The 19350-nt window shown below is 60.2% G+C and carries 15 protein-coding genes; 3 read left to right on the top strand and 12 right to left on the bottom strand.

Annotated features, from left to right (window positions below):
- Window positions 1–14: 14 nt before the first annotated feature.
- Window positions 15–2516 carry a glycerol-3-phosphate 1-O-acyltransferase PlsB gene (plsB, locus tag M5G26_RS01450; protein ID WP_273914265.1) on the bottom strand — a complete coding sequence of 834 codons (2502 nt, stop codon included), beginning with the start codon at window positions 2514–2516 and terminating at the stop codon, window positions 15–17.
- A gap of 237 nt (window positions 2517–2753) precedes the next feature.
- Here plsB and M5G26_RS01455 point away from each other — a divergent pair, with 237 nt between their 5' ends.
- Window positions 2754–2963, top strand: coding sequence for a cold-shock protein (locus M5G26_RS01455; protein WP_007908870.1), 210 nt, complete (start codon window positions 2754–2756; stop codon window positions 2961–2963).
- 91 nt (window positions 2964–3054) lie between these two features.
- Here the strand turns inward: M5G26_RS01455 and M5G26_RS01460 are convergent, their stop codons facing one another.
- From M5G26_RS01460 to M5G26_RS01475, 4 genes are all read right to left on the bottom strand, one after another.
- Window positions 3055–3432, bottom strand: a complete 378-nt coding sequence (locus M5G26_RS01460; RefSeq protein WP_122609637.1) for a hypothetical protein — start codon at window positions 3430–3432, stop codon at window positions 3055–3057.
- Between the two features lie 75 nt (window positions 3433–3507).
- The gene (locus tag M5G26_RS01465; RefSeq protein ID WP_134176921.1) at window positions 3508–4317 is read right to left on the bottom strand and encodes a putative RNA methyltransferase; all 810 of its coding nucleotides are present in this window, start codon (window positions 4315–4317) and stop codon (window positions 3508–3510) included.
- A complete protein-coding gene (dapE, locus tag M5G26_RS01470; protein WP_038357869.1) occupies window positions 4317–5468 on the bottom strand; it encodes a succinyl-diaminopimelate desuccinylase in 1152 nt (383 codons plus the stop codon). Before dapE ends, M5G26_RS01465 begins: the two co-directional genes overlap by 1 nt.
- A gap of 203 nt (window positions 5469–5671) precedes the next feature.
- Window positions 5672–8260, bottom strand: a complete 2589-nt coding sequence (locus M5G26_RS01475; RefSeq protein ID WP_273914266.1) for a glycosyltransferase — start codon at window positions 8258–8260, stop codon at window positions 5672–5674.
- A 213-nt stretch (window positions 8261–8473) separates the two neighbouring features.
- On the opposite strand from M5G26_RS01475, the gene tcdA reads away from it, so the two are divergent.
- Window positions 8474–9292 carry a tRNA cyclic N6-threonylcarbamoyladenosine(37) synthase TcdA gene (gene tcdA / locus M5G26_RS01480; protein WP_134176919.1) on the top strand — a complete coding sequence of 273 codons (819 nt, stop codon included), beginning with the start codon at window positions 8474–8476 and terminating at the stop codon, window positions 9290–9292.
- A gap of 140 nt (window positions 9293–9432) precedes the next feature.
- Here tcdA and M5G26_RS01485 read toward each other — a convergent pair whose 3' ends face one another.
- The 4 genes from M5G26_RS01485 to M5G26_RS01500 form a co-directional block, all read right to left on the bottom strand.
- Window positions 9433–9843 carry a SufE family protein gene (locus M5G26_RS01485; RefSeq protein WP_273914267.1) on the bottom strand — a complete coding sequence of 137 codons (411 nt, stop codon included), beginning with the start codon at window positions 9841–9843 and terminating at the stop codon, window positions 9433–9435.
- On the bottom strand, window positions 9840–11045 hold the full coding sequence (locus M5G26_RS01490; RefSeq protein WP_134176917.1) for an aminotransferase class V-fold PLP-dependent enzyme: 1206 nt from the start codon (window positions 11043–11045) through the stop codon (window positions 9840–9842). The genes M5G26_RS01485 and M5G26_RS01490 overlap by 4 nt, the downstream gene beginning before the upstream one ends.
- Window positions 11046–11176: 131 nt before the next feature.
- Window positions 11177–12211 (bottom strand): 2,3,4,5-tetrahydropyridine-2,6-dicarboxylate N-succinyltransferase, encoded by a 1035-nt coding sequence (dapD, locus tag M5G26_RS01495; RefSeq protein ID WP_011332675.1) that lies wholly within the window; start codon window positions 12209–12211, stop codon window positions 11177–11179.
- A 31-nt stretch (window positions 12212–12242) separates the two neighbouring features.
- Window positions 12243–12605 (bottom strand): ArsC family reductase, encoded by a 363-nt coding sequence (locus tag M5G26_RS01500; RefSeq protein ID WP_134176916.1) that lies wholly within the window; start codon window positions 12603–12605, stop codon window positions 12243–12245.
- Between the two features lie 278 nt (window positions 12606–12883).
- Between M5G26_RS01500 and M5G26_RS01505 the strand changes: the two genes are divergently transcribed.
- The gene (locus M5G26_RS01505) at window positions 12884–14515 is read left to right on the top strand and encodes a Na+/H+ antiporter (RefSeq protein ID WP_134176915.1); all 1632 of its coding nucleotides are present in this window, start codon (window positions 12884–12886) and stop codon (window positions 14513–14515) included.
- Between the two features lies 1 nt (window position 14516).
- On the opposite strand, the gene M5G26_RS01510 is transcribed toward M5G26_RS01505, so the two are convergent.
- The 3 genes from M5G26_RS01510 to M5G26_RS01520 form a co-directional block, all read right to left on the bottom strand.
- On the bottom strand, window positions 14517–15194 hold the full coding sequence (locus M5G26_RS01510) for a M12 family metallopeptidase (protein WP_273914268.1): 678 nt from the start codon (window positions 15192–15194) through the stop codon (window positions 14517–14519).
- Window positions 15195–15398: 204 nt separating this feature from the next.
- Window positions 15399–16598, bottom strand: coding sequence for a succinyldiaminopimelate transaminase (gene dapC / locus M5G26_RS01515; RefSeq protein ID WP_273914269.1), 1200 nt, complete (start codon window positions 16596–16598; stop codon window positions 15399–15401).
- A gap of 43 nt (window positions 16599–16641) precedes the next feature.
- Window positions 16642–19344 (bottom strand): [protein-PII] uridylyltransferase, encoded by a 2703-nt coding sequence (locus M5G26_RS01520; protein WP_273914270.1) that lies wholly within the window; start codon window positions 19342–19344, stop codon window positions 16642–16644.
- Window positions 19345–19350: the final 6 nt, after the last annotated feature.

Raw genomic sequence — 19350 nt, forward strand, 5'->3', positions numbered from 1 at the left:
CCACCAGGTTTGCATCAGGTCTCGGGTTGGGCGACGACCTGATCGGCAGCATCCTCACTGCGATGCAGCGCCACCTGGCGGATCGACAGGCGAATCTCCGCCGGCAACACGCGTTTGGCCGCACCTTCGGCGAGTTCGCCGAGCAGTTCGTGATAACTCAGTTTGCCGGCCTCGTCGCGACGCAGCACGTCGAGGTCGAGCAGGGTCTGGATAAAGTGGCGGAACAGGCTCTTGTCGAAAAACTCCGGGGCGTTGAGGCCATGGAGGATCGACAGGCGCTGGGCCATGACCGTGCAGAGGTCTTCCAGCTCTTCGGCGCTGATGCTGTTCTGGCCGCTGTTGAGCAGCAAGGACACGGTCATGTAGAAGCGCTGCAAGGTCTGGGCGATGCTCTTTGACAGCAGCGTCAGCAGGACGAAATGTCGCGAACTTGGCGCCGGACGCAGATAGACGTCTTTCTCGAAGCGCAGCAGGCCTTGCTCGACGAACGCTTCGAGCCACTGATCAACCACACCGTCCAGTTCGTCCAGCGTCCAGCGAATGAACAGTTCCGATTGCAGGTACGGATACAGCGCGCGGGTGTAGCGCAGGATCTGTTCGCGGCTCATGCGCGAGGCGCTCTGGAAGAAACTCGCCAGCAACGCCGGCAAGGCGAAGATGTGCAAGACGTTGTTGCGGTAGTAGGTCATCAGGACGGCGTTCTGCTCGTCCAGATAGAGAATCTTGCCCAGCGCATCGTTCTGCTCGGCGAGCAGGTCCATGTCCTTCACATGCTCGATCAGCGCGCGGCCATCACCTTCCGGCAAGGTGGTGTGCGGCGAGTACGGGACTTTGCGCAGCAGCGCCAGATACAGATCCAGCACCCGCGCCATGGCCCGGTCGTCCAGCGCCAGACGCGTGGTCGACAGCAGCGCCAGCGCCACCAGATTGACCGGGTTGATCGCCGCTGCTTCGTTGAGATGCTGCGCGACTTTCTCGCCGAGGCGATTGGTGGTTTCGTTGAGCCACGCCGGTTTGTACTGCGGGCCGAGTTCCTGCTGGCGCCAGTCCGGTTGCTCGGCGTCGAGGAATTCCGCCAGTTTGATTGGCTCACCGAAGTTCACTGCGACCTGACCGAAACGCTGCTTGAGCGCGCCGATGACTTTGAAAATATCAAAGATCGATTCTTTCTTCTTGCTCGCCCCGCGCAGTTCGCCGAGGTAGGTTCGACCTTCCAGCACGCGCTCATAACCGATGTACACCGGCACAAACACGATCGGCATGCGCGACGAACGCAGGAAGCTGCGCATCGTAATCGCGAGCATGCCGGTTTTCGGTTGCAGCATGCGTCCGGTGCGCGAACGACCGCCCTCGACGAAGTACTCGACCGGGAAACCTTTGGTGAACAGGGTGTGCAGGTATTCGTTGAACACTGAGGTGTACAGCGGATTGCCCTTGAACGTGCGGCGCATGAAGAATGCGCCGCCACGGCGCAGCAGGCTGCCGATCACCGGCATGTTCAGGTTGATCCCGGCGGCAATGTGCGGCGGGGTCAGGCCGTTGCGGAACAGCAGGTAGGAGAGCAGCAGGTAGTCGATGTGGCTGCGGTGGCACGGCACGTAGATCACTTCGTGACCTTGCGCGACCTTCTGCACGCCTTCGATGTGGTTGACCTTGATGCCGTCGTAAATCTTGTTCCAGAACCAGCTCAGCACCACTTCCAGAAAGCGGATCGCGGTGTAGGTGTAGTCCGAGGCGATCTCGTTGCCGTAGCGCAAGGCCTGAGCCTTGGCTTTTTCCGGCGAAATGTTTTCGCGCTCGGCTTCGTCGAGGATCGCTTGCTTGACCAGCGGCTGATTGAGCAGACCTTTGACCAGGTTGCGACGGTGGGAAATGTCCGGGCCGATGACCGCTGCTTTCAGATTGCGGAAATGTACGCGCAGGATGCGCTGGGCCATGCGCACGGTGCGTTCGTGGCCCTTGTTGTGTTCGATCAGCTCGCGCAAATGAATCGGCGCGGAGAACTGCACGCGGGTCTTGCGGCCGAGGACGATGATGCTCAGCAGCCGGCGCAGACGTCCGGTAACGGCCCAGCTGTCGGCGAACAATAGCTTCCACGGACTGTTTTCGCTGTCCGGCGATTGACCCCAGAACACGCTGACCGGAATGATTTGCGCGTCTTCGGCAGCGTTCTGCGTCAGCGCGCTGACCAGACGGGTCAAGGTCGGCGGCGCGCCGCGTTTGTCCTGGCGCCCGAGCCAGTCCGGATCCGGCGTCAGGTAGAAAAACGCCGCCGGCTCGATCAGCGAACCCACCGACACCGGCAGCACCGGACGCGGCAGGCCGGCCTTGGTGCACTCGGTGTCGACCACGGCCAGATCGGTCAGCGAAGGGTTTTGCAGGACGTAGAACACCGGACGACTGCGGTCGAGGTTGAGGGTGAACGACGACTGGTTGATCGTCTCCGAGCGAACCCAGAGGTACAACAGTCGGCGCAAGGTGCCAAACACAAGACGGCGGAACGGGGAACGGGTCATACGGCTTCTGCATGAGTTGATAAACCGAGCGGTTGCTCGGGAGGTCGACAGTTTGCCGTATTCACCGAAAATCGGCAAAAAAGCGGCGAAGTAAACTCCTGTTGAGAGTTTTCGCGCCTGTCATATACTCGGCGGTCTGTCGCCGGGGCCCATTTATGGACGTCGGGCGCAGGCTGACGTTCCGCAAAGGCTTTCCTGCGAAAAGCCTGTTCAATAATAAAAAAGGAGTATGAACAGATGGCAACCCGTGAAACCGGCAACGTGAAGTGGTTCAACGACGCCAAAGGCTACGGCTTTATCCAGCGCGAAGACGGGGTGGACGTATTCGTGCATTACCGCGCGATTCGCGGCGAAGGGCATCGGTCGCTGACTGAAGGCCAGCAGGTTGAGTACGCAGTGATTACTGGCGAGAAGGGTTTGCAGGCTGAGGACGTTGTAGGCCTGTAACCTTGAAGATCAAAAGATCGCAGCCTTCGGCAGCTCCTACGGGTGTACACATGACCCTGTAGGAGCTGCCGAAGGCTGCGATCTTTTGCTTTTAGGCAGTTTTCCAGGTGATTTCTTCTTCACCGTCTGCGCTGATGCGAATCCAGCGATCCGCCGTTTCCTCACCTTCTTCCTCGACCCACGTCCCCGGTGCACAACGCACTTCCACGTTCAGCGCAGCAAACGCTGCACGCGCGCAGGCGATGTCGTCGTCCCATGGGGTCTGGTCGCTTTCCAGGTACAGGCTGTTCCACTTGCCCACGGCTTTCGGCAACCAGGTCACCGGCACGTTGCCGGCCTTGCACTTGTAAGTCTGGCCTTTCTGTACCCAGTCGCTGCACGGGCCCAACGCTTCGCCCAGCCAAGCGGAAATGGCCTTGTGGTCGACGTCAGCGTCTTTCAGGTAAATCTCGATGTCCGGTTGGCGCATGGATGTCCTCACTGCGGGTCTGAAAAATCCATTCGCGGATTTAGCCGGCCCCGGGCACTCGCCCGAGACCAAAAGTTATTGAAGAACGAAATAATCGTAGCGCATCGATACGGTGGTCTCGAACGGCTCGGCCTGTTCGATCACCGCCGCGCGACGCTCGGCACTGGCGCGCCAGCCGTGGGGCGTCATCGCCAACAGGTTGGCGCGATCCTCGGGCTTGTCCAGCGTCAGTTTGAATTCCAGGGTTTCACTGTGCGCCAGCGCCATGCCTTGCGGCACCAGGGCCAGGTGCTTGTCGTCGGTGTATTCGCGCACTTCGTCGTACAGGCGTTCGCGCAGTTCCATCAGGTGGCCGCTGGTCGGGCCGACTTTCATCAGACCGCCGCCGACGCTGAGCAGACGCTTGGCTTCTTCCCAGTCCAACGGACTGAAAACACTGGCGAGAAACTGGCAACTGCCCGATGCCAACGGCACACGGGCCATGCTGGCGATCAACCAGGTGATCGCCGGATTACGTTTGCAGGCGCGTTTGACCGCTTCACGGGAAATATCCAGTGCGTAGCCATCCGCGTTCGGCAAGGCCTCGGCGATTTGCGCGGTGTAATAACCCTCGCCACAACCGATGTCGACCCAGCGATCCGGCGCATAACTCGCCGCCAGTTCAGCCAGACGCTTGGCCACCGGCGCGTAATGGCCTGCGTTCAAGAAGTCACGGCGCGCTTCGACCATGGCCTGATTGTCGCCAGGATCACGGCTGTTCTTGTGCTGCACCGGCAACAGGTTCAGATAACCCTGCCGCGCGCGGTCGAAGCGGTGGCCTGCCGGGCAGACCACGCCGTTGTCGACTGTATTCAGCGGTTCACTGCAGATGGGGCAAGCGAGCATCAGGCGAGCAACTTGATCAGGGTCTGGTAGTAGATCTCGGTCAGTACGTCGAGATCGGCTGCCAGCACGCGTTCGTTGACCTGGTGAATAGTCGCGTTGACCGGGCCCAGTTCAACCACTTGCGTGCCCATGGTCGCGATAAAGCGGCCATCGGAGGTGCCGCCGCTGGTCGACGCCTTGGTCTCGCGACCAGTGATGTCCTTGATGCTCGCCGACACCGCGTCGAGCAGCGCGCCCGGTTCGGTGAGGAACGGCAGGCCGGACAGTGCCCAGTCGATGTGCCAGTCCAGATCGTGCTTGTCGAGAATATCGGCCACGCGTTTCTGCAGGCCTTCGACGGTCGATTCGGTGGAGAACCGGAAGTTGAACACCGCCACCAGATCCCCCGGAATCACGTTGGTCGCGCCGGTGCCGGAGTTGACGTTGGAGATCTGGAAACTGGTCGGCGGGAAGAAATCGTTGCCGTGATCCCAGTGCTCGGCGGCCAGTTCGGCCAGCGCCGGAGCGGCGAGGTGGATCGGATTCTTCGCCAGGTGCGGATAGGCGACGTGACCCTGAATGCCTTTGACCGTGAGCTTGGCGCCCAGCGAACCGCGACGGCCGTTTTTCACCACGTCGCCAACCAGGGTGGTGCTCGACGGTTCGCCGACGATGCACCAGTCCAGACGCTCATTACGCGCGGCCAGACGCTCGACCACTGCTTTGGTGCCGTGGTGCGCCGGGCCTTCTTCGTCGCTGGTGATCAGAAACGCGACTTTACCCTTGTGGTTCGGGTAATCGGCGACGAAACGCTCAGCGGCAACGGTCATCGACGCCAGGCTGCCTTTCATGTCCGCCGCGCCACGGCCGCAGAGCATGCCGTGTTCGTCGATCACCGCGTTGAACGGGTCGATCTGCCACGCGGTCACCGGACCGGTCGGCACCACGTCGGTGTGGCCAGCGAAGCACAGCACCGGTCCGTCGTTGTTGCCGTGAGTCGCCCAGAAGTTATCCACATCTTCGATGCGCATCGGCTCGAGAGTGAAACCGGCATCGCCCAGGCGCTGCATCATCTGCTTCTGGCAATCGGCGTCGACCGGCGTCACGGACGGACGGCGGATCAGGTCGATGGCGAGTTGGAGGGTCGGCGAAAGGTCGGCGTGGGCCGTCATGTAATAACTCCGGGTGCGCACGGTAAACCTGTAGGAGCTGCCGCAGGCTGCGATCTTTTGATTTTGTTTTTTAAAATCAACAGCAAGATCAAAAGATCGCAGCCTTCGGCAGCTCCTACCGAGTTTGTTGGCATTGAAAAAGGCGGTCATTCTAAAGCAAAACGGCGGCCCGAAGGCCGCCGTTTGACGTTATCCGTTAGCGATTATGCTGTTGCCGGCTCAGCCTTGGCCGCCGGTTTCGGCAGCGACGACAGGAACGCCATGATCAGCGCCGCCAGATACGGCAGCGACTGCACCAGCAACATCACCACCCAGAAGCGCATGTCGTTGCTCGGCATGCCGTTGACGAGGAAGATCCCCAGCGCCGCGCCCCACAACAGCAGCATGATGAACAGCTCTTCCCGCGCTTCGGAAATCGCCACCCAGAAGCCATGGTTGTCAGCGTTTTTCGGCGTACGGAAGAACGGAATGCTGCTGGTGAAGAAGCCGTACAGCACCGCTTTGGCGATGGTGTGCGACAACGCCAGCCCGGCCAGTGCCGCGCAGAAGGCATCTTTCAGGTTCACGCCGACGGCGCGACGGTAGAGGAAGATGATCTTGCCGACCTTGAACACGAACAACGCCAGAGGCGGGATTGCGAAGATCAGCAGCGGCGGATCGACCCGCTGCGGCACGATGATCATCGCCGCCGACCACAACAGCGCGCCGACGGTGAAGAAGATGTTCATGCCGTCCGCGACCCACGGCAACCAGCCCGCGAGGAAGTGATAGCGCTGGCCACGGGTCAGCTCGGTGTCCTTGCCGCGCAACAGGCTGCCGGTGTGACGCTTGATGATCTGAATCGCACCGTAAGCCCAACGGAAACGCTGTTTCTTGAAGTCGATAAACGTATCCGGCATCAGACCCTTGCCGTAGCTGTCGTGGTAGTACGCCGCCGACAGGCCTTTCTCAAACACGCGCAGACCCAGTTCGGCGTCTTCACAGATGCACCAGTCGGCCCAGCCCAATTCTTCCAGAACCGAGCGGCGGGTCATGGTCATGGTGCCGTGCTGAATGATCGCATCACGGTCGTTACGGGTGACCATGCCGATGTGGAAGAAGCCTTTGTATTCGGCATAGCAGAGCTTCTTGAAGGTGCTTTCGTTCTGATCGCGGTAATCCTGCGGCGACTGCACCACAGCGATTTTCGGGTCGGCGAAGTGCGGCACCATGTGCTTGAGCCAGTTCGGGTGCACGCAGTAATCGGAGTCGATCACGGCGATCACTTCGGCGTCCTTGGCGGTGTGCGGAATCAGGTAGTTCAGCGCGCCGCCCTTGAAACCGGCCAGCGGCGAGACGTGGAAGAACTTGAAGCGCGGGCCGAGGGTTTCGCAGTAGTCGCGCACCGGTTCCCACACCGCCGGGTCCTTGGTGTTGTTGTCGATGATCAGAACTTCGTAGTCCGGATAATCGAGCGCTGCCAGTGCGTCGAGGGTCTGTTTGACCATCTCCGGCGGCTCGTTGTAGCACGGCACGTGGATCGACACTTTCGGACGATAGCTGGAGTCGCCCTCGACCGGCAGGAACTCGCGCCGACGCTTGTGGATCCACACCGCTTCGGCCAGCTCATGCGCCTCCGTCAGCAAGACGATAAACACCCCAAGCGCACCGAGCGCCAAGAGGAAGCCCACCGTCAAACTGAACCACGTGCTGTATTGCAGGCTGTAGTCGTAGCCGATCCACACCAGCACCGACCCGCAAAGGAACGCGATAAAGGTCAGGAAGATCCGCCCACGCTGACGCAACGCCGAGCCGTCGATCATCAGCAGGGTCAGCGACAGCAACGCCAACACCACCGAACCGACTGCCAGCACACGCCATTGCGGAATCGCGACCACCGGGCCTTCGAAGTTGAATTTCTGCTGACGCGCGGCGTTGAACACGCCCCAGTAGGCGCCGACCGAACCTTCGTCGCTGGCCTTCCACGGCTGGTCGAACGCTTCGATCACGAAGTAGTTGAAGCCCTGGCGATTGAGCTTGTTGACCAGGGTGCGCAGGTAGATCGCCTGATCCGCCGGCGACGCATCGGCGCCACCGCGCATGCGACCGTTGCTCGGCCAGCCGACTTCGGAGAGCAGCAGCGGTTTTTTCGGGAACAGCTTTTTCAGATCGCGGGCGCGGTCGAAAACGAACTGCCCAGCCTTGTCGACAGGGATGAATTCCCAGTACGGCAGAACGTGCGCGGCGATCAGGTCAACGTGCTTGGCCAGCTCCGGGTGTTCTTCCCAGACGTGCCATTGCTCGGATGTGGTCACCGGCACTTTCACCGCCGCGCGCACGCGATCGAGCAGCACGCTCAGCTCTTGGGCGGTGATTTCCTTACGGAAGATCGCTTCGTTACCGACCACCACGCGCACCACACTGCGCGAGGTGTTGGCCAGTTCGATGGCGCGGGTGATTTCCCGTTCGTTGCGTTCCTGATCGGGGCTGATCCAGATCCCCAGGGTCACGCGCAAGCCGAACTCTTCAGCCAGTTTCGGGATGTCTTGCAGCGAGCCGTCGACCGAGTAGATGCGGATGTTGTCCGTCAGCTTGCTCATGATCTCCAGATCGCGGCGCATTTCGTCGTCAGTCGGGTACTGATCTTTCTGCGGATATTGTCCCTGCTGGAACGGCGAATAGGAGAAACCGGAGATCTGCTCCGGCCAGTTCGGCGCGGAAACCGGGCGATTGATCAGCGCCCAGAAACCGGTGAACAGGGCGGCGATTGCCAGAACCACCACCAGGTTGAGTCCAAATTTACGCGATGACATAGCTATTTCGGGTTCCAAAGGCTGTGGAACGAAGGATCGGTCGGCTAGACGCCCGAGGGGCGCGCATCCTACACCGGCAGTTCACAAGTCGTACATCAGACAGGGAAATGCCCGACATTGGGCAGCCGACTTTGACTTAAGTTCTTACACTTGTAGCTGATGTTTAGAACTTGTCGCCGTGTAGCCCTATAATGCGCGCCGGTTTTTGGGGTAATGGTCATGAGTACAGAAGATCCGCGGTTTGCAGGCATCGCCCGTTTGTATGGCATCGAAGGCATGGAGCGCTTGCGCGCGGCCCATGTGGCGATCGTCGGCGTCGGTGGCGTCGGTTCCTGGGCGGCGGAAGCCATGGCCCGTTGTGGCGTCGGCGAGATTTCGCTGTTCGACCTCGATGACGTCTGCGTCAGCAATGCCAATCGCCAGTTGCACGCGCTGGACAGCACCGTCGGCAAACCCAAGGTCGAAGTGATGGCCGAGCGTCTGCGCGGGATCAACCCGGATTGCACCGTGCACGCCGTGGCGGATTTCGTCACCCGCGACACCATGGCCGAATACATCACGCCGAACATCGATTGCGTAATCGACTGCATTGACGCGGTCAACGCCAAGGCTGCGCTGATCGCCTGGTGCAAACGCCGCAAGATCCAGATCATCACCACTGGCGGGGCGGGCGGGCAGATCGATCCGACGTTGATTCAGGTCTGCGACCTCAACCGTACGTTCAACGACCCGTTGGCCTCGAAAGTGCGTTCGACGTTGCGTCGTGATTATGGCTTTTCGCGCACCGTGACCCGGCATTACAGCGTGCCGTGTGTGTTTTCCACGGAACAGCTGCGTTATCCGAAACCGGATGGCAGCATTTGTTTGCAGAAGAGTTTTGTCGGCGATGGCGTGAAGCTGGACTGCGCCGGCGGGTTTGGCGCGGTGATGATGGTCACGGCGACGTTCGGCATGGTCGCGGCGACCAAGGCTGTGGACAAGATTGTCGCGGGTGTTCGGCGCCCGGCTGACCGAGTTAAACCTCAGATTTGATGCTGAGGCTTATGGCCTCATCGCTGGCAAGCCAGCTCCCACATTGGACTGCATTCCCCTGTAGGAGCTGTCGAGTGAAACGAGGCTGCGATCTTTTGATCCTGTTTTCAAGATCAAAAGATCGCAGCCTGCGGCAGCTCCTACAGGGTGGAGGCCAACTCATTCATTCGCTGGAGCACGGCATTGAGGCCATTGCTGCGCGAGGGCGATAACTGCCGCGAAAGGCCGAGCTGATTGAACCAGTCCGGCAAATCAACTTGCTTTAAGTCGGCGGCCGACAACCCGTTAACCCGTAACAGCAACAACGCCACCAACCCGCGAATCATCCGCGCATCGCTGCTGGCGCTGAACTGCCAGTGACCGTCGCGCAATTCCCCAACCAGCCACACCTGACTCTCACAGCCATGCACCCGGTTAGCCTCGCACTTGTCCGTGTCATCCAACGGCGGCAGACGATCACCAAACTGCATCAACAATCGCGCCCGTTGTTCCCAGCCCGCTGCATTCTGAAAAGTCTGCAACGCCTCGGCTGCCTCGCCCGGCAAACTCATCGCAACAACTCCAGCGCCTGATCCAGCGCCTCAAAGAAGCGCTCCAGATCCTCGGAGTCGTTGTACAGCGCCAGCGACACCCGAATCGCCCCGGCCAGCTCAAAACTTTTCAGCAGCGGCATCGCGCAGTGATGCCCGGCGCGCACGGCAATCCCTTGCTCGGTCAGCAAGTGCGCCAGATCAGCGTTATGCACACCCTCGACGACAAAACTCGCCAACGCCAATTGCGGCTTGCCGAGCAATCGAATGCCGTTACGCGCTGCGAGGCCGCGCAGCAAATAGTCATGCAGCGCCGCTTCATGGGCCGACACCGAGTCCTGATCCAGCCCGGCCAGATAATCGAGCGTCGCGCCAAGGCCGATGACACTGGCGATCGGCGGCGTACCGGCCTCGAAGCCCAGCGGCGCAGGGCGGAAACGCGCGTCGTGATAGTTGGCTTCCAGTACCATCTCGCCACCGAACTGCCATGGTTTCAGTTGCTCAAGTGCTGCGTTGCGCCCGAACAATACGCCGAGGCCATCAGGGCCATAGAGCTTGTGGCTGGAAAATACATAGAAGTCGCAACCCAGCGCCTGCACGTCATGCCGACCATGCACCACGCCTTGCGCGCCATCGACCACAGTCAGCGCGTTCTGCGCCTTGGCCATGCCGAGTAATGCCGGCAACGGCTGCCAGGCGCCGAGCACATTGGACAACTGACTGACCGCCAGCAATCGCGTGCGCGGACCAATAAGATGCACGGCGGCCGCAAGGTCGATCAAGCCGTCGGTATCCAGCGGCAGGACCACCAGTTTCAGGTTGCGCCGTTGTGCCAGTTGCTGCCATGGCAGCAGGTTGGCGTGATGCTCCAGGGCGCTGATGACAATTTCATCGCCCGGGTGGAAAAGATGCTCCAGGCCATAAGCCAGGAGATTCAGCGCACTGGTGGCGCCGTGGGTGAAGATGATCTGCCCGCTGTCACCGGCATTCAGCCACTGGGCTACCTTCAGCCGACTGTCCTCGAACGCCTGCGTGGCGTGGGCGCCGGGCAAGTGTTGCGCGCGATGCACATTGGCTGCGCCATTGGCGTAGTAATGCGTCAGCGCGTCGAGCAGGGCTTGGGGTTTTTGCGTGGTGGCGGCGTTGTCCAGATAGGTCTGGTCTTGCCGTTGCAGGGCGGCGATGGCCGGAAAATCGGCACGCCACGGGGAGGGAATCATCATTTGTTCAGCCCTGTGAACTTGGGCGGGATGTACACAAGACACTGTGGGAGCGAGCCTGCTCGCGAAGGCGTTCTTGAATACGCCAAAAGCTTCGCGAGCAAGTTCGCTCCCACAGGAGGTCGATGTGCTGCTTAGTTGTGAGCGTGCAGCGCTTCGTTCAGTTCGATCGCCGATTTGTGGGTCTTGCATTCCACAGCACCGGTTTCCGAATTGCGACGGAACAGCAGGTCAGTCTGGCCGGCCAGCTCACGTGCCTTCACAACCTTGACCAGGTTGTTGTTTTCGTCCAGCAGCGCAACCTTGGTACCCGCGGTCACGTACAGGCCCGACTCAACGGTGTTGCGGTCGCCCAACGGGATACCGATACCGGCGTTGGCGCCGATCAGGCAGCCTTCGCCGACCTTGATCACGATGTTGCCGCCGCCCGACAGGGTGCCCATGGTCGAGCAACCGCCGCCCAGGTCCGAACCCTTGCCGACGAATACGCCAGCGGAAACGCGGCCTTCGATCATGCCCGGGCCTTCGGTGCCGGCGTTGAAGTTGATGAAACCTTCGTGCATCACGGTGGTGCCTTCACCGACGTAAGCGCCCAGACGCAGACGCGCCGCGTCAGCGATACGCACGCCGGCCGGTACCACGTAGTCGGTCATTTTCGGGAACTTGTCTACCGAGAACACTTCCAGCAGTTCGCCACGCAGACGCGCTTCCAGTTGCAGTTCAGCCAGTTCGCTCAGGTCGATTGCACCCTGGCTGGTCCAGGCTACGTTCGGCAGCAGCGGGAAGATCCCGGCCAGGCTCACGCCGTGTGGCTTGACCAGACGGTGCGACAGCAGGTGCAGCTTCAGATACGCCTCAGGCGTCGAGGTCAGCTGTGCGTCTTCGGCCAGCAAAGTGGCGACCAGCGGCTTGTGGCTTTCAGCGAGGCGGGTCAGCAGCTTGCCTTGCACGGCGTCGATGCCTTTCACGGCTTCAGCCAGTTGTGCAGCCTGTGCGGTGGTGAAAGTGATGGCCTGGTTGCCTTCGGTGTAACCGAGGATCGGCGCAACAGCGGCAACCAGTTCGGCCGATGGGTTGAGCAGTGGCTGTGCGTAGAACACTTCCAGCCAGGCGCCTTGACGGTTCTGGGTGCCGACACCAAAGGCGATGCTGAACAGGGAATTGGACATGTGATTACCTCTACAAAGAGTGACGGGCTGCTTACTTCAGAGCGGCCGCGTAGATGTCTGGCTTGAAGCCAATCAGGGTTCGGTCACCGAGATCGAGCACCGGGCGCTTGATCATCGAGGGTTGAGCGAGCATCAGTTCGATGGCTTTCGGCTGGTCGAGATCGGCTTTGCGTTCGTCGTCGAGTTTGCGAAAGGTCGTGCCTGCGCGGTTCAACACCGTTTGCCAGCCGTGTTCGTTACACCATTGGGTCAGGTGTTCACGGTCGATACCGGCGGTTTTGTAATCGTGAAAGTCGTAGCTGACAGCGTGTTCATCGAGCCAGGTGCGCGCCTTCTTCATGGTGTCGCAGGCTTTGATGCCGAAAAGGTGCAACGTTTTACTTGAAACGGTCAAGGAATCGCCCCCTTTACAGGTGCTGGAGAAAAATGGTGTCGGATTATGCCATGACCCTTCGGCGAATACGCAAAACCCTGTAGGAGCTGTCGAGTGAAACGAGGCTGCGATCTTTTGATTGTGTCTTTAAAGATCAAAAGATCGCAGCGTGCCGCAGCTCCTGCACATTGGTGTGCGGACATCAATTGGGGCAGTGCGACATAGGTGCAACGGTCAGATCCATCCTAAGCAGCTAATATGGCAGTTCAACGCTGTCGATTGTCTGAGATTTCCGCTTTATGCAAACCGCTTACACCGTGCTGATCCTGCTGATGTTGGTCAGCGTCTCGCGGCTGGTCGGACGGGTCATCCCGTTGCCACTGCCGCTGGTACAAATCGCCGCTGGCGCCTTGCTCGCCTGGCCGACTTTGGGTCTGCATGTGGCGCTTGATCCCGAATTGTTCCTGTTTCTGTTCCTGCCCCCCTTGTTGTTTTCCGATGGCTGGCGCATGCCCAAGCGCGAGTTCTGGCATTTGCGCGGGCCGATTCTCACGTTGGCGGTCGGGCTGGTGCTGTTCACCGTAGTCGGCGCCGGCTACTTCATTCATTGGTTATTGCCGTCAATTCCGCTGCCGGTGGCCTTCGCCCTGGCGGCAGTGTTGTCGCCGACGGACGCTGTGGCGGTGTCGGCCATTTCGCAAAACCGTTTGCCGACCCCGCTGATGCATATCTTGCAGGGCGAGGCGCTGATGAACGATGCCTCGGGTCTGGTGACCTTCAAGTTCGCCCTGGTGGCGGCCATCACAGGCGTGTTCTCGCTGACCAACGCCAGCCTGACCTTCGTCATGGTGGCGCTCGGCGGGTTGGCGGTCGGTGTGGCATTGAGCTGGCTGGTGGGGCGATTGCGGGCGTGGATGATCGCCCGCGGCTGGGATGACCCGGCCACCCACGTGGTGTTCATGTTGCTGCTGCCGTTCGCCGCTTATGTGCTGGCGGAACGTCTTGGCGTCTCGGGCATTCTCTCAGCCGTGGCGGCGGGGATGATGCAGAGCTGGCTCGATCTGTTGCCTCGGCAGACCAGCACCCGCTTGCTCAATCGCAGTGTCTGGTCGCTGTTGGAGTTCGCATTCAATGGCTTGATCTTCCTGCTGCTTGGCCTGCAATTGCCGGACATCATCAAAGCCGTGGTCAGCCACGAGCCGACGCTGTGGCCGACATTGTTCTATCGCTGCCTCGATGTCGTCGCGATTTTTCTTGCGCTGGTTTTGTTGCGGTTTATCTGGGTGCAGAGCATCTGGCGTTTGTCGGTGCTGCTGCGACGCTTGCGCGGCAAGGGCGAGCTGACACAAGTGCCGACTGCGCGCTCCTGCTGGCTGCTGACCGTCGGCGGTGTGCGCGGTGCGGTGACGCTGGCCGGCGTGATGTCGGTGCCGATGTTGATGGGGGCGGACGCGTTCCCCGAGCGTGATCTGCTGATTTTCATCGCTGCCGGGGTGATTCTGCTGTCGCTGGTTTCGGCGTGTATCGCGCTGCCTCTGTTGTTGCGCGGCATCGAGAAAAGTCCGGATGACAAACGGCGCCAGGAAGTACGCGATGCGTGGCGTAAAACTGCGGAAGCGGCGATTCATGCGCTCGAGACAGAGGAAACCACTCCGCAGGATGCTGCTCAGGCTGCTTTGTCGGCAGAGCTGAAGGCGCGGATCATGTCCGAGTATCGCCATCAGCTCGATGTCTTCAACGATTCTGCTGAAGCCCAGGCGTTGGCGTTCCAGATGGATCTGCTCGAGCGTCGTCTGCGCTTGAAAGCGCTAAGGGCGCAACGCCTGGAGCTCTACAGCCTCAGTCGCCATCACCAGATAGGTGATGACGTCCTCAGAGAGGTGTTGGCCGATCTTGATTTGAGTGAGGCCAACTTGGGGCAGGTCAAATAACCTATACCCGATAATCAATGGCGGGATAACTTAGCCTGGCCAGGCGTTTATCCCGTTCACTGATTTTCAGATTGAACGGAATCTCGAAATTGCCCCGGGTCATAAAGTTCGGTACCGGGTAATGCATGATGGAAAGTCGGTCGTATTCCCCTTGAGAGATACTGTTGCGACTGTCGAGGCTGAAAATATTCAGTTCGACATCATCGTCGTTCCAGCCTGCTGTTTCCCGGTAGTACTTGTAGACGGCTTCTTTATCCCAGGGAATATTGGCGTCGGGATGCAGATGGGCATGATGAAACCCAAGGGCGTGGCCGAACTCATGCAATAGGGTCGCTTCAAACAGTGGATCTTGCGGGTCCGTCTGGATGACCAGCGTAGGTTCGGCAGGATCGAACTCCAATGCTTCGGTGCCGATTGCCGAGTAGTTTTCCCTGCCGTTCAGGGCGATGCGGATCTGGCCTAGTTCGACTTGTTCAAATGTCAGGCTGACAAAGGGTTCCCATTGGCGTATTACCCGTTCGACCCGATATTCAAGTTCATCGGGTAAATCCTCCATGAAGGAAAAAGTTACCGTGCTGGCGTTGTCCCATAATCGGTTGGAATAGGCGATCGAGCGCTTGCGGCGTTGTCCGGAGGAAAAGTTGCAACTATATATTTTGACGAGAGGGTAACGGTGCATGATCAATATCCATATTGATTGACTGGTTTGTTTGGGTGGGTTCGGAAGTTCTTTCCTGAAGTCGATGCGTAACGACTGATAGTTGCAGTGACTGTGCGTCTGAAGACTATCTTTGGAAGGGCAGAGGGGGAAGTCGCTAATTGCTTTGATGTGTGTCGCGGTGATCAAGCCGCGCGCCAGATTGCCTGGCGCGGGCCAACTTGTTTATTGCTGGCGAGTGATAAACGCGCGGATCCGTTGCGCGGCTTCGACACATTCGGCCAACGGCGCTACCAGCGCCATACGCACACGGCCAGCGCCCGGATTGACGCCGTCGACGTCACGGGACAGGTAAGAACCCGGCACCACGGTCACGTGCTCTTGCTCGAAAAGGTCGCGGCAGAACGCTGCGTCATCGCCTTGCACGTTCGGCCACAGATAGAAGCTGCCATCCGGACGTAGTACGTCCATCACCGGGCTGAGGATCTCCAGCACCGCATCGAATTTCTCGCGATACAGCGCACGGTTGGCGCGCACATGCACTTCGTCATTCCACGCCGCCACGCTGGCCAGTTGCGTTTGCACCGGCATCGCGCAGCCGTGGTAGGTGCGATAAAGCAGGAAGCCTTTGAGGATGTCGGCATCGCCGGCGACAAAACCCGAGCGCAGGCCCGGCAGGTTGGAGCGCTTGGACAGGCTGTGGAACACCACGCAGCGTTTGAAGTCCTTGCGGCCCAGTTCGACACAGGCAGTCAGCAGACCCGGCGGCGGGGTTTGTTCGTCGAAGTACAGCTCGCTGTAGCACTCGTCGGCGGCGATCACGAAATCGTACTCGTCGGCCAGGGCGATCAGCTTTTTCAGGGCGTCGACCGGGATCAGCGCGCCAGTCGGATTGCCCGGCGAGCAGAGGAACAGGATCTGGCAGCGTTTCCAGATGTCTGGCGAAACCGCATCGAAGTCCGGGTTGAAGCCGTTCTCGTCGAGGCACGGCAGGTAGTGCGGCTTGGCCCCGGCAAGGAACGCTGCGCCCTCGTAGATCTGATAGAACGGGTTCGGGCTGACCACCAGCGCGTCGTCGCCACGGTTGACCACGGTCTGGGTGAACGCGAACAACGCTTCACGGGTGCCATTGACCGGCAGCACGTTGCGCGCCGGATCGATCCATCCGCTTGGCACGCCGAAACGACGCTCGCACCAGCCGCCAATGGCTTCACGCAGCGCCGGAATGCCGAGGGTGGTCGGGTACACCGCCATCTGATCCAGACTGTTCGCCAGCGCTTCGGCGACAAAGCCTGGCGAGCGGTGTTTCGGCTCGCCGATCGACAGGGCGATCGGGCGCTTGTCCGGGTTCGGGGTCACGGTACCGAGCAGGGCGCGGAGCTTTTCGAACGGGTACGGCTGGAGCTGGTTCAGAGCGTTGTTCATTGGGGCTGGGTCTCTCGCAAAGCCATTTGAATCCGGGGCGCCATCAAATACTGATGCGCGACAATTTGATATCAGGTTCCTGATTGACGCTCAGTTGCTCAACGATCGCATCCTGCAAACGGCTGCACAGCAACGGGTCGGACAACGGTTGATTGTGGGCGTCGGTGATGAAGAACACGTCTTCCACGCGCTCGCCCAGGGTCGCAATCTTGGCGTTCTGCAGCGACAGGTCGAATTCGAGGAAAATCCCGCCGATCCGCGCCAGCAGTCCGGGGCGATCAGGTGCGGTCAACTCCAGCACCGTTACCGGACGCTGCGCGTCGTTGTGAATCGTCACCTGTGGCGCAAAGGCGAAATGCTTGAGCTGGCGTGGCACGCGGCGCTGGATGATCGTCGGGTAGTCGTCCGGATTGCGCAGGGCTTCGGTCAGGCCTTCGCGGATCTGCTTGACCCGTGCCGGGTTGTCGCCGATCGACTCGCCTTCGTTGTCGAGCACGATGTAGGTGTCGAGGGTGAACTGGCTGCTCGAGGTGATGACCCGGGCGTCGTGAATGTTCAGGTTAAGCTGATCCATCGCGGCCACGGTTACGGCGAAGAAGTCATGCTGGTCCGGTGCATAAATGAAGATCTGCGTGCCACCCTCAAACTCGCGCTGGGTGGTTTCCTTGATCAGCACCAGCGGCCCGCCATCGACCGGTTGCTGCAGGATCGCATCGCTGTGCCAGGCCACGTCGCCGGCGGTGTGGCGCAGGAAATAGTCATCGCCCAATTGCGCCCACAACTGCTCGACATCGTCGGGGTCGGTGCCGCCGCGCACGAGAATATCCAGCGCCGCGCTTTGGGTCTGGCGGATCTGCTCTTCGCGATCCACGGGGTTTTCCAAGCCGCGACGCAGCGCGCGTTTGGTCTCGGTGTAGAGCTGACGCAACAGGCTGGCGCGCCACGAATTCCACAGCGTCGGGTTGGTCGCGTTGATGTCGGCCACGGTCAGCACGTAGAGATAGTCGAGACGGGTTTCATCGCCGACGGCCAGAGCGAAATCGTGAATCACTTGCGGGTCGGACAAGTCCTTGCGCTGGGCGGTGGTCGACATCACCAGATGGTTTTGCACCAGCCAGACAATCAGACGGCTGTCCCATACCGGCAACTGATGGCGCTGGCAGAACGCCTCGGCATCGACGGCGCCGATTTCCGAGTGATCGCCATGCCGACCTTTACCGATGTCGTGGTACAGACCCGCCATGTAGATCAGTTCGGGCTTGGGCAGCTTGGCCATGAGCTTGGCGGCCAGCGGGAATTTCTCCGAGACCTGGGTGTACTGCAATTTGCGCAGGTGCTTGATCAGGTTCAGCGTGTGCGCATCGACCGTGTAGATGTGAAACAGGTCGTGCTGCATCTGCCCGACGATAAAGCCGAACTCCGGCAGATAGCGCCCGAGAATGCCGTAACGGTTCATCCGGCGCAGGTTGCGGTGGATGCCGATCTTGCACTTGAACAGCTCGATGAACAGGCTGGTGTTGCGAATATCGTTGCGGAAGTTGTCGTCGATCAGGTGACGGTGCTCGCGCAGCAGACGAATGGTGTCGGCGCGTACGCCTTTGATTTCCGGCTGCTGAGCCATCAGCACGAAGATCTCGAGCATGGCGAACGGCGTGCGGCGGAACACGTTGTCGTTGCGTGCCTCGATATAGCCGTCATGCAGTTGGAAGCGCGAGTTGATCGGCTGCGGCGGCGCTTCGTCTTCCGGGGCGAGGATGACCTCCTCGAAGTGCTGGATGATCAGGTCGCTGAGCTGGGCAATGCTCATTACCACGCGGAAATACTGTTGCATGAAGTTTTCGACCGCCTGTTTGGCGTCGTCACCTTCAAAGCCCAGCAGTCCGGCAATGGTGCGTTGATGATCGAACAGCAGGCGGTCTTCGGAGCGACCAGCGAGCATGTGCAAGGCGTAGCGCACTTTCCAGAGAAACTCCTGGGAAGAGGCGAGCAGGGCGTTTTCGCTTTCGACCAAAAAGCCTTCGCCGGCGAGGGCGCGCAAGTTGAGGGTGCCGTACTGACGCCGGGCCACCCACAGAATCGTTTGGATATCCCGCAGTCCGCCAGGCGAGCCTTTGACGTTGGGTTCCAGGTTGTATTCGGTATCGTTGTATTTGTGGTGGCGAGCCTTCTGTTCGGCACGCTTGGCCAGGAAGAACTCCTTGGCCGGCCACATGTGTGCGGTGCTGGTGACGTCGAGCATGCGCTGACGCAGGCGCTCGGGACCGCAGATGGTGCGGCTTTCCATCAGGTTGGTGACCACGGTCAGGTCGGCGCGGGCTTCTTCGGCGCATTCATCGACCGAGCGCACGCTTTGGCCGACTTCCAAGCCGATGTCCCACAACAAAGTCAGAAAACGCTCAATGGAATCGCGGAAAACTTCGTGATCCGCACTGTCCAGCAGGATCAGCAAGTCGATGTCGGAATACGGATGCAGCTCACCGCGGCCGTAGCCGCCGACCGCGACCAGCGCGATGTCGGCGTCTTCGCTCCAGTTGAACTGCTCCCAGGCCTTTTGCAGGATGTTGTCGACGAACCAGGCACGGTCTTCGATCAGGCGGCGAATGTCGCGGCCATTGCGAAAACGCGTGTCGAGCACCTCGCGAGCCTGGCGGATCGCCTTCTTGAACGCCGCGATAGGACTCGCTTTCAGGGCCAGTTCAGCCTGGAACTGGCCGCGGTCGAAGAGTTCGGGATCCACCTGCGGCATCGATTG

Source organism: Pseudomonas sp. TNT2022 ID642 (genome assembly GCF_028656995.1).
In the GTDB taxonomy this organism is placed as follows: domain Bacteria; phylum Pseudomonadota; class Gammaproteobacteria; order Pseudomonadales; family Pseudomonadaceae; genus Aquipseudomonas.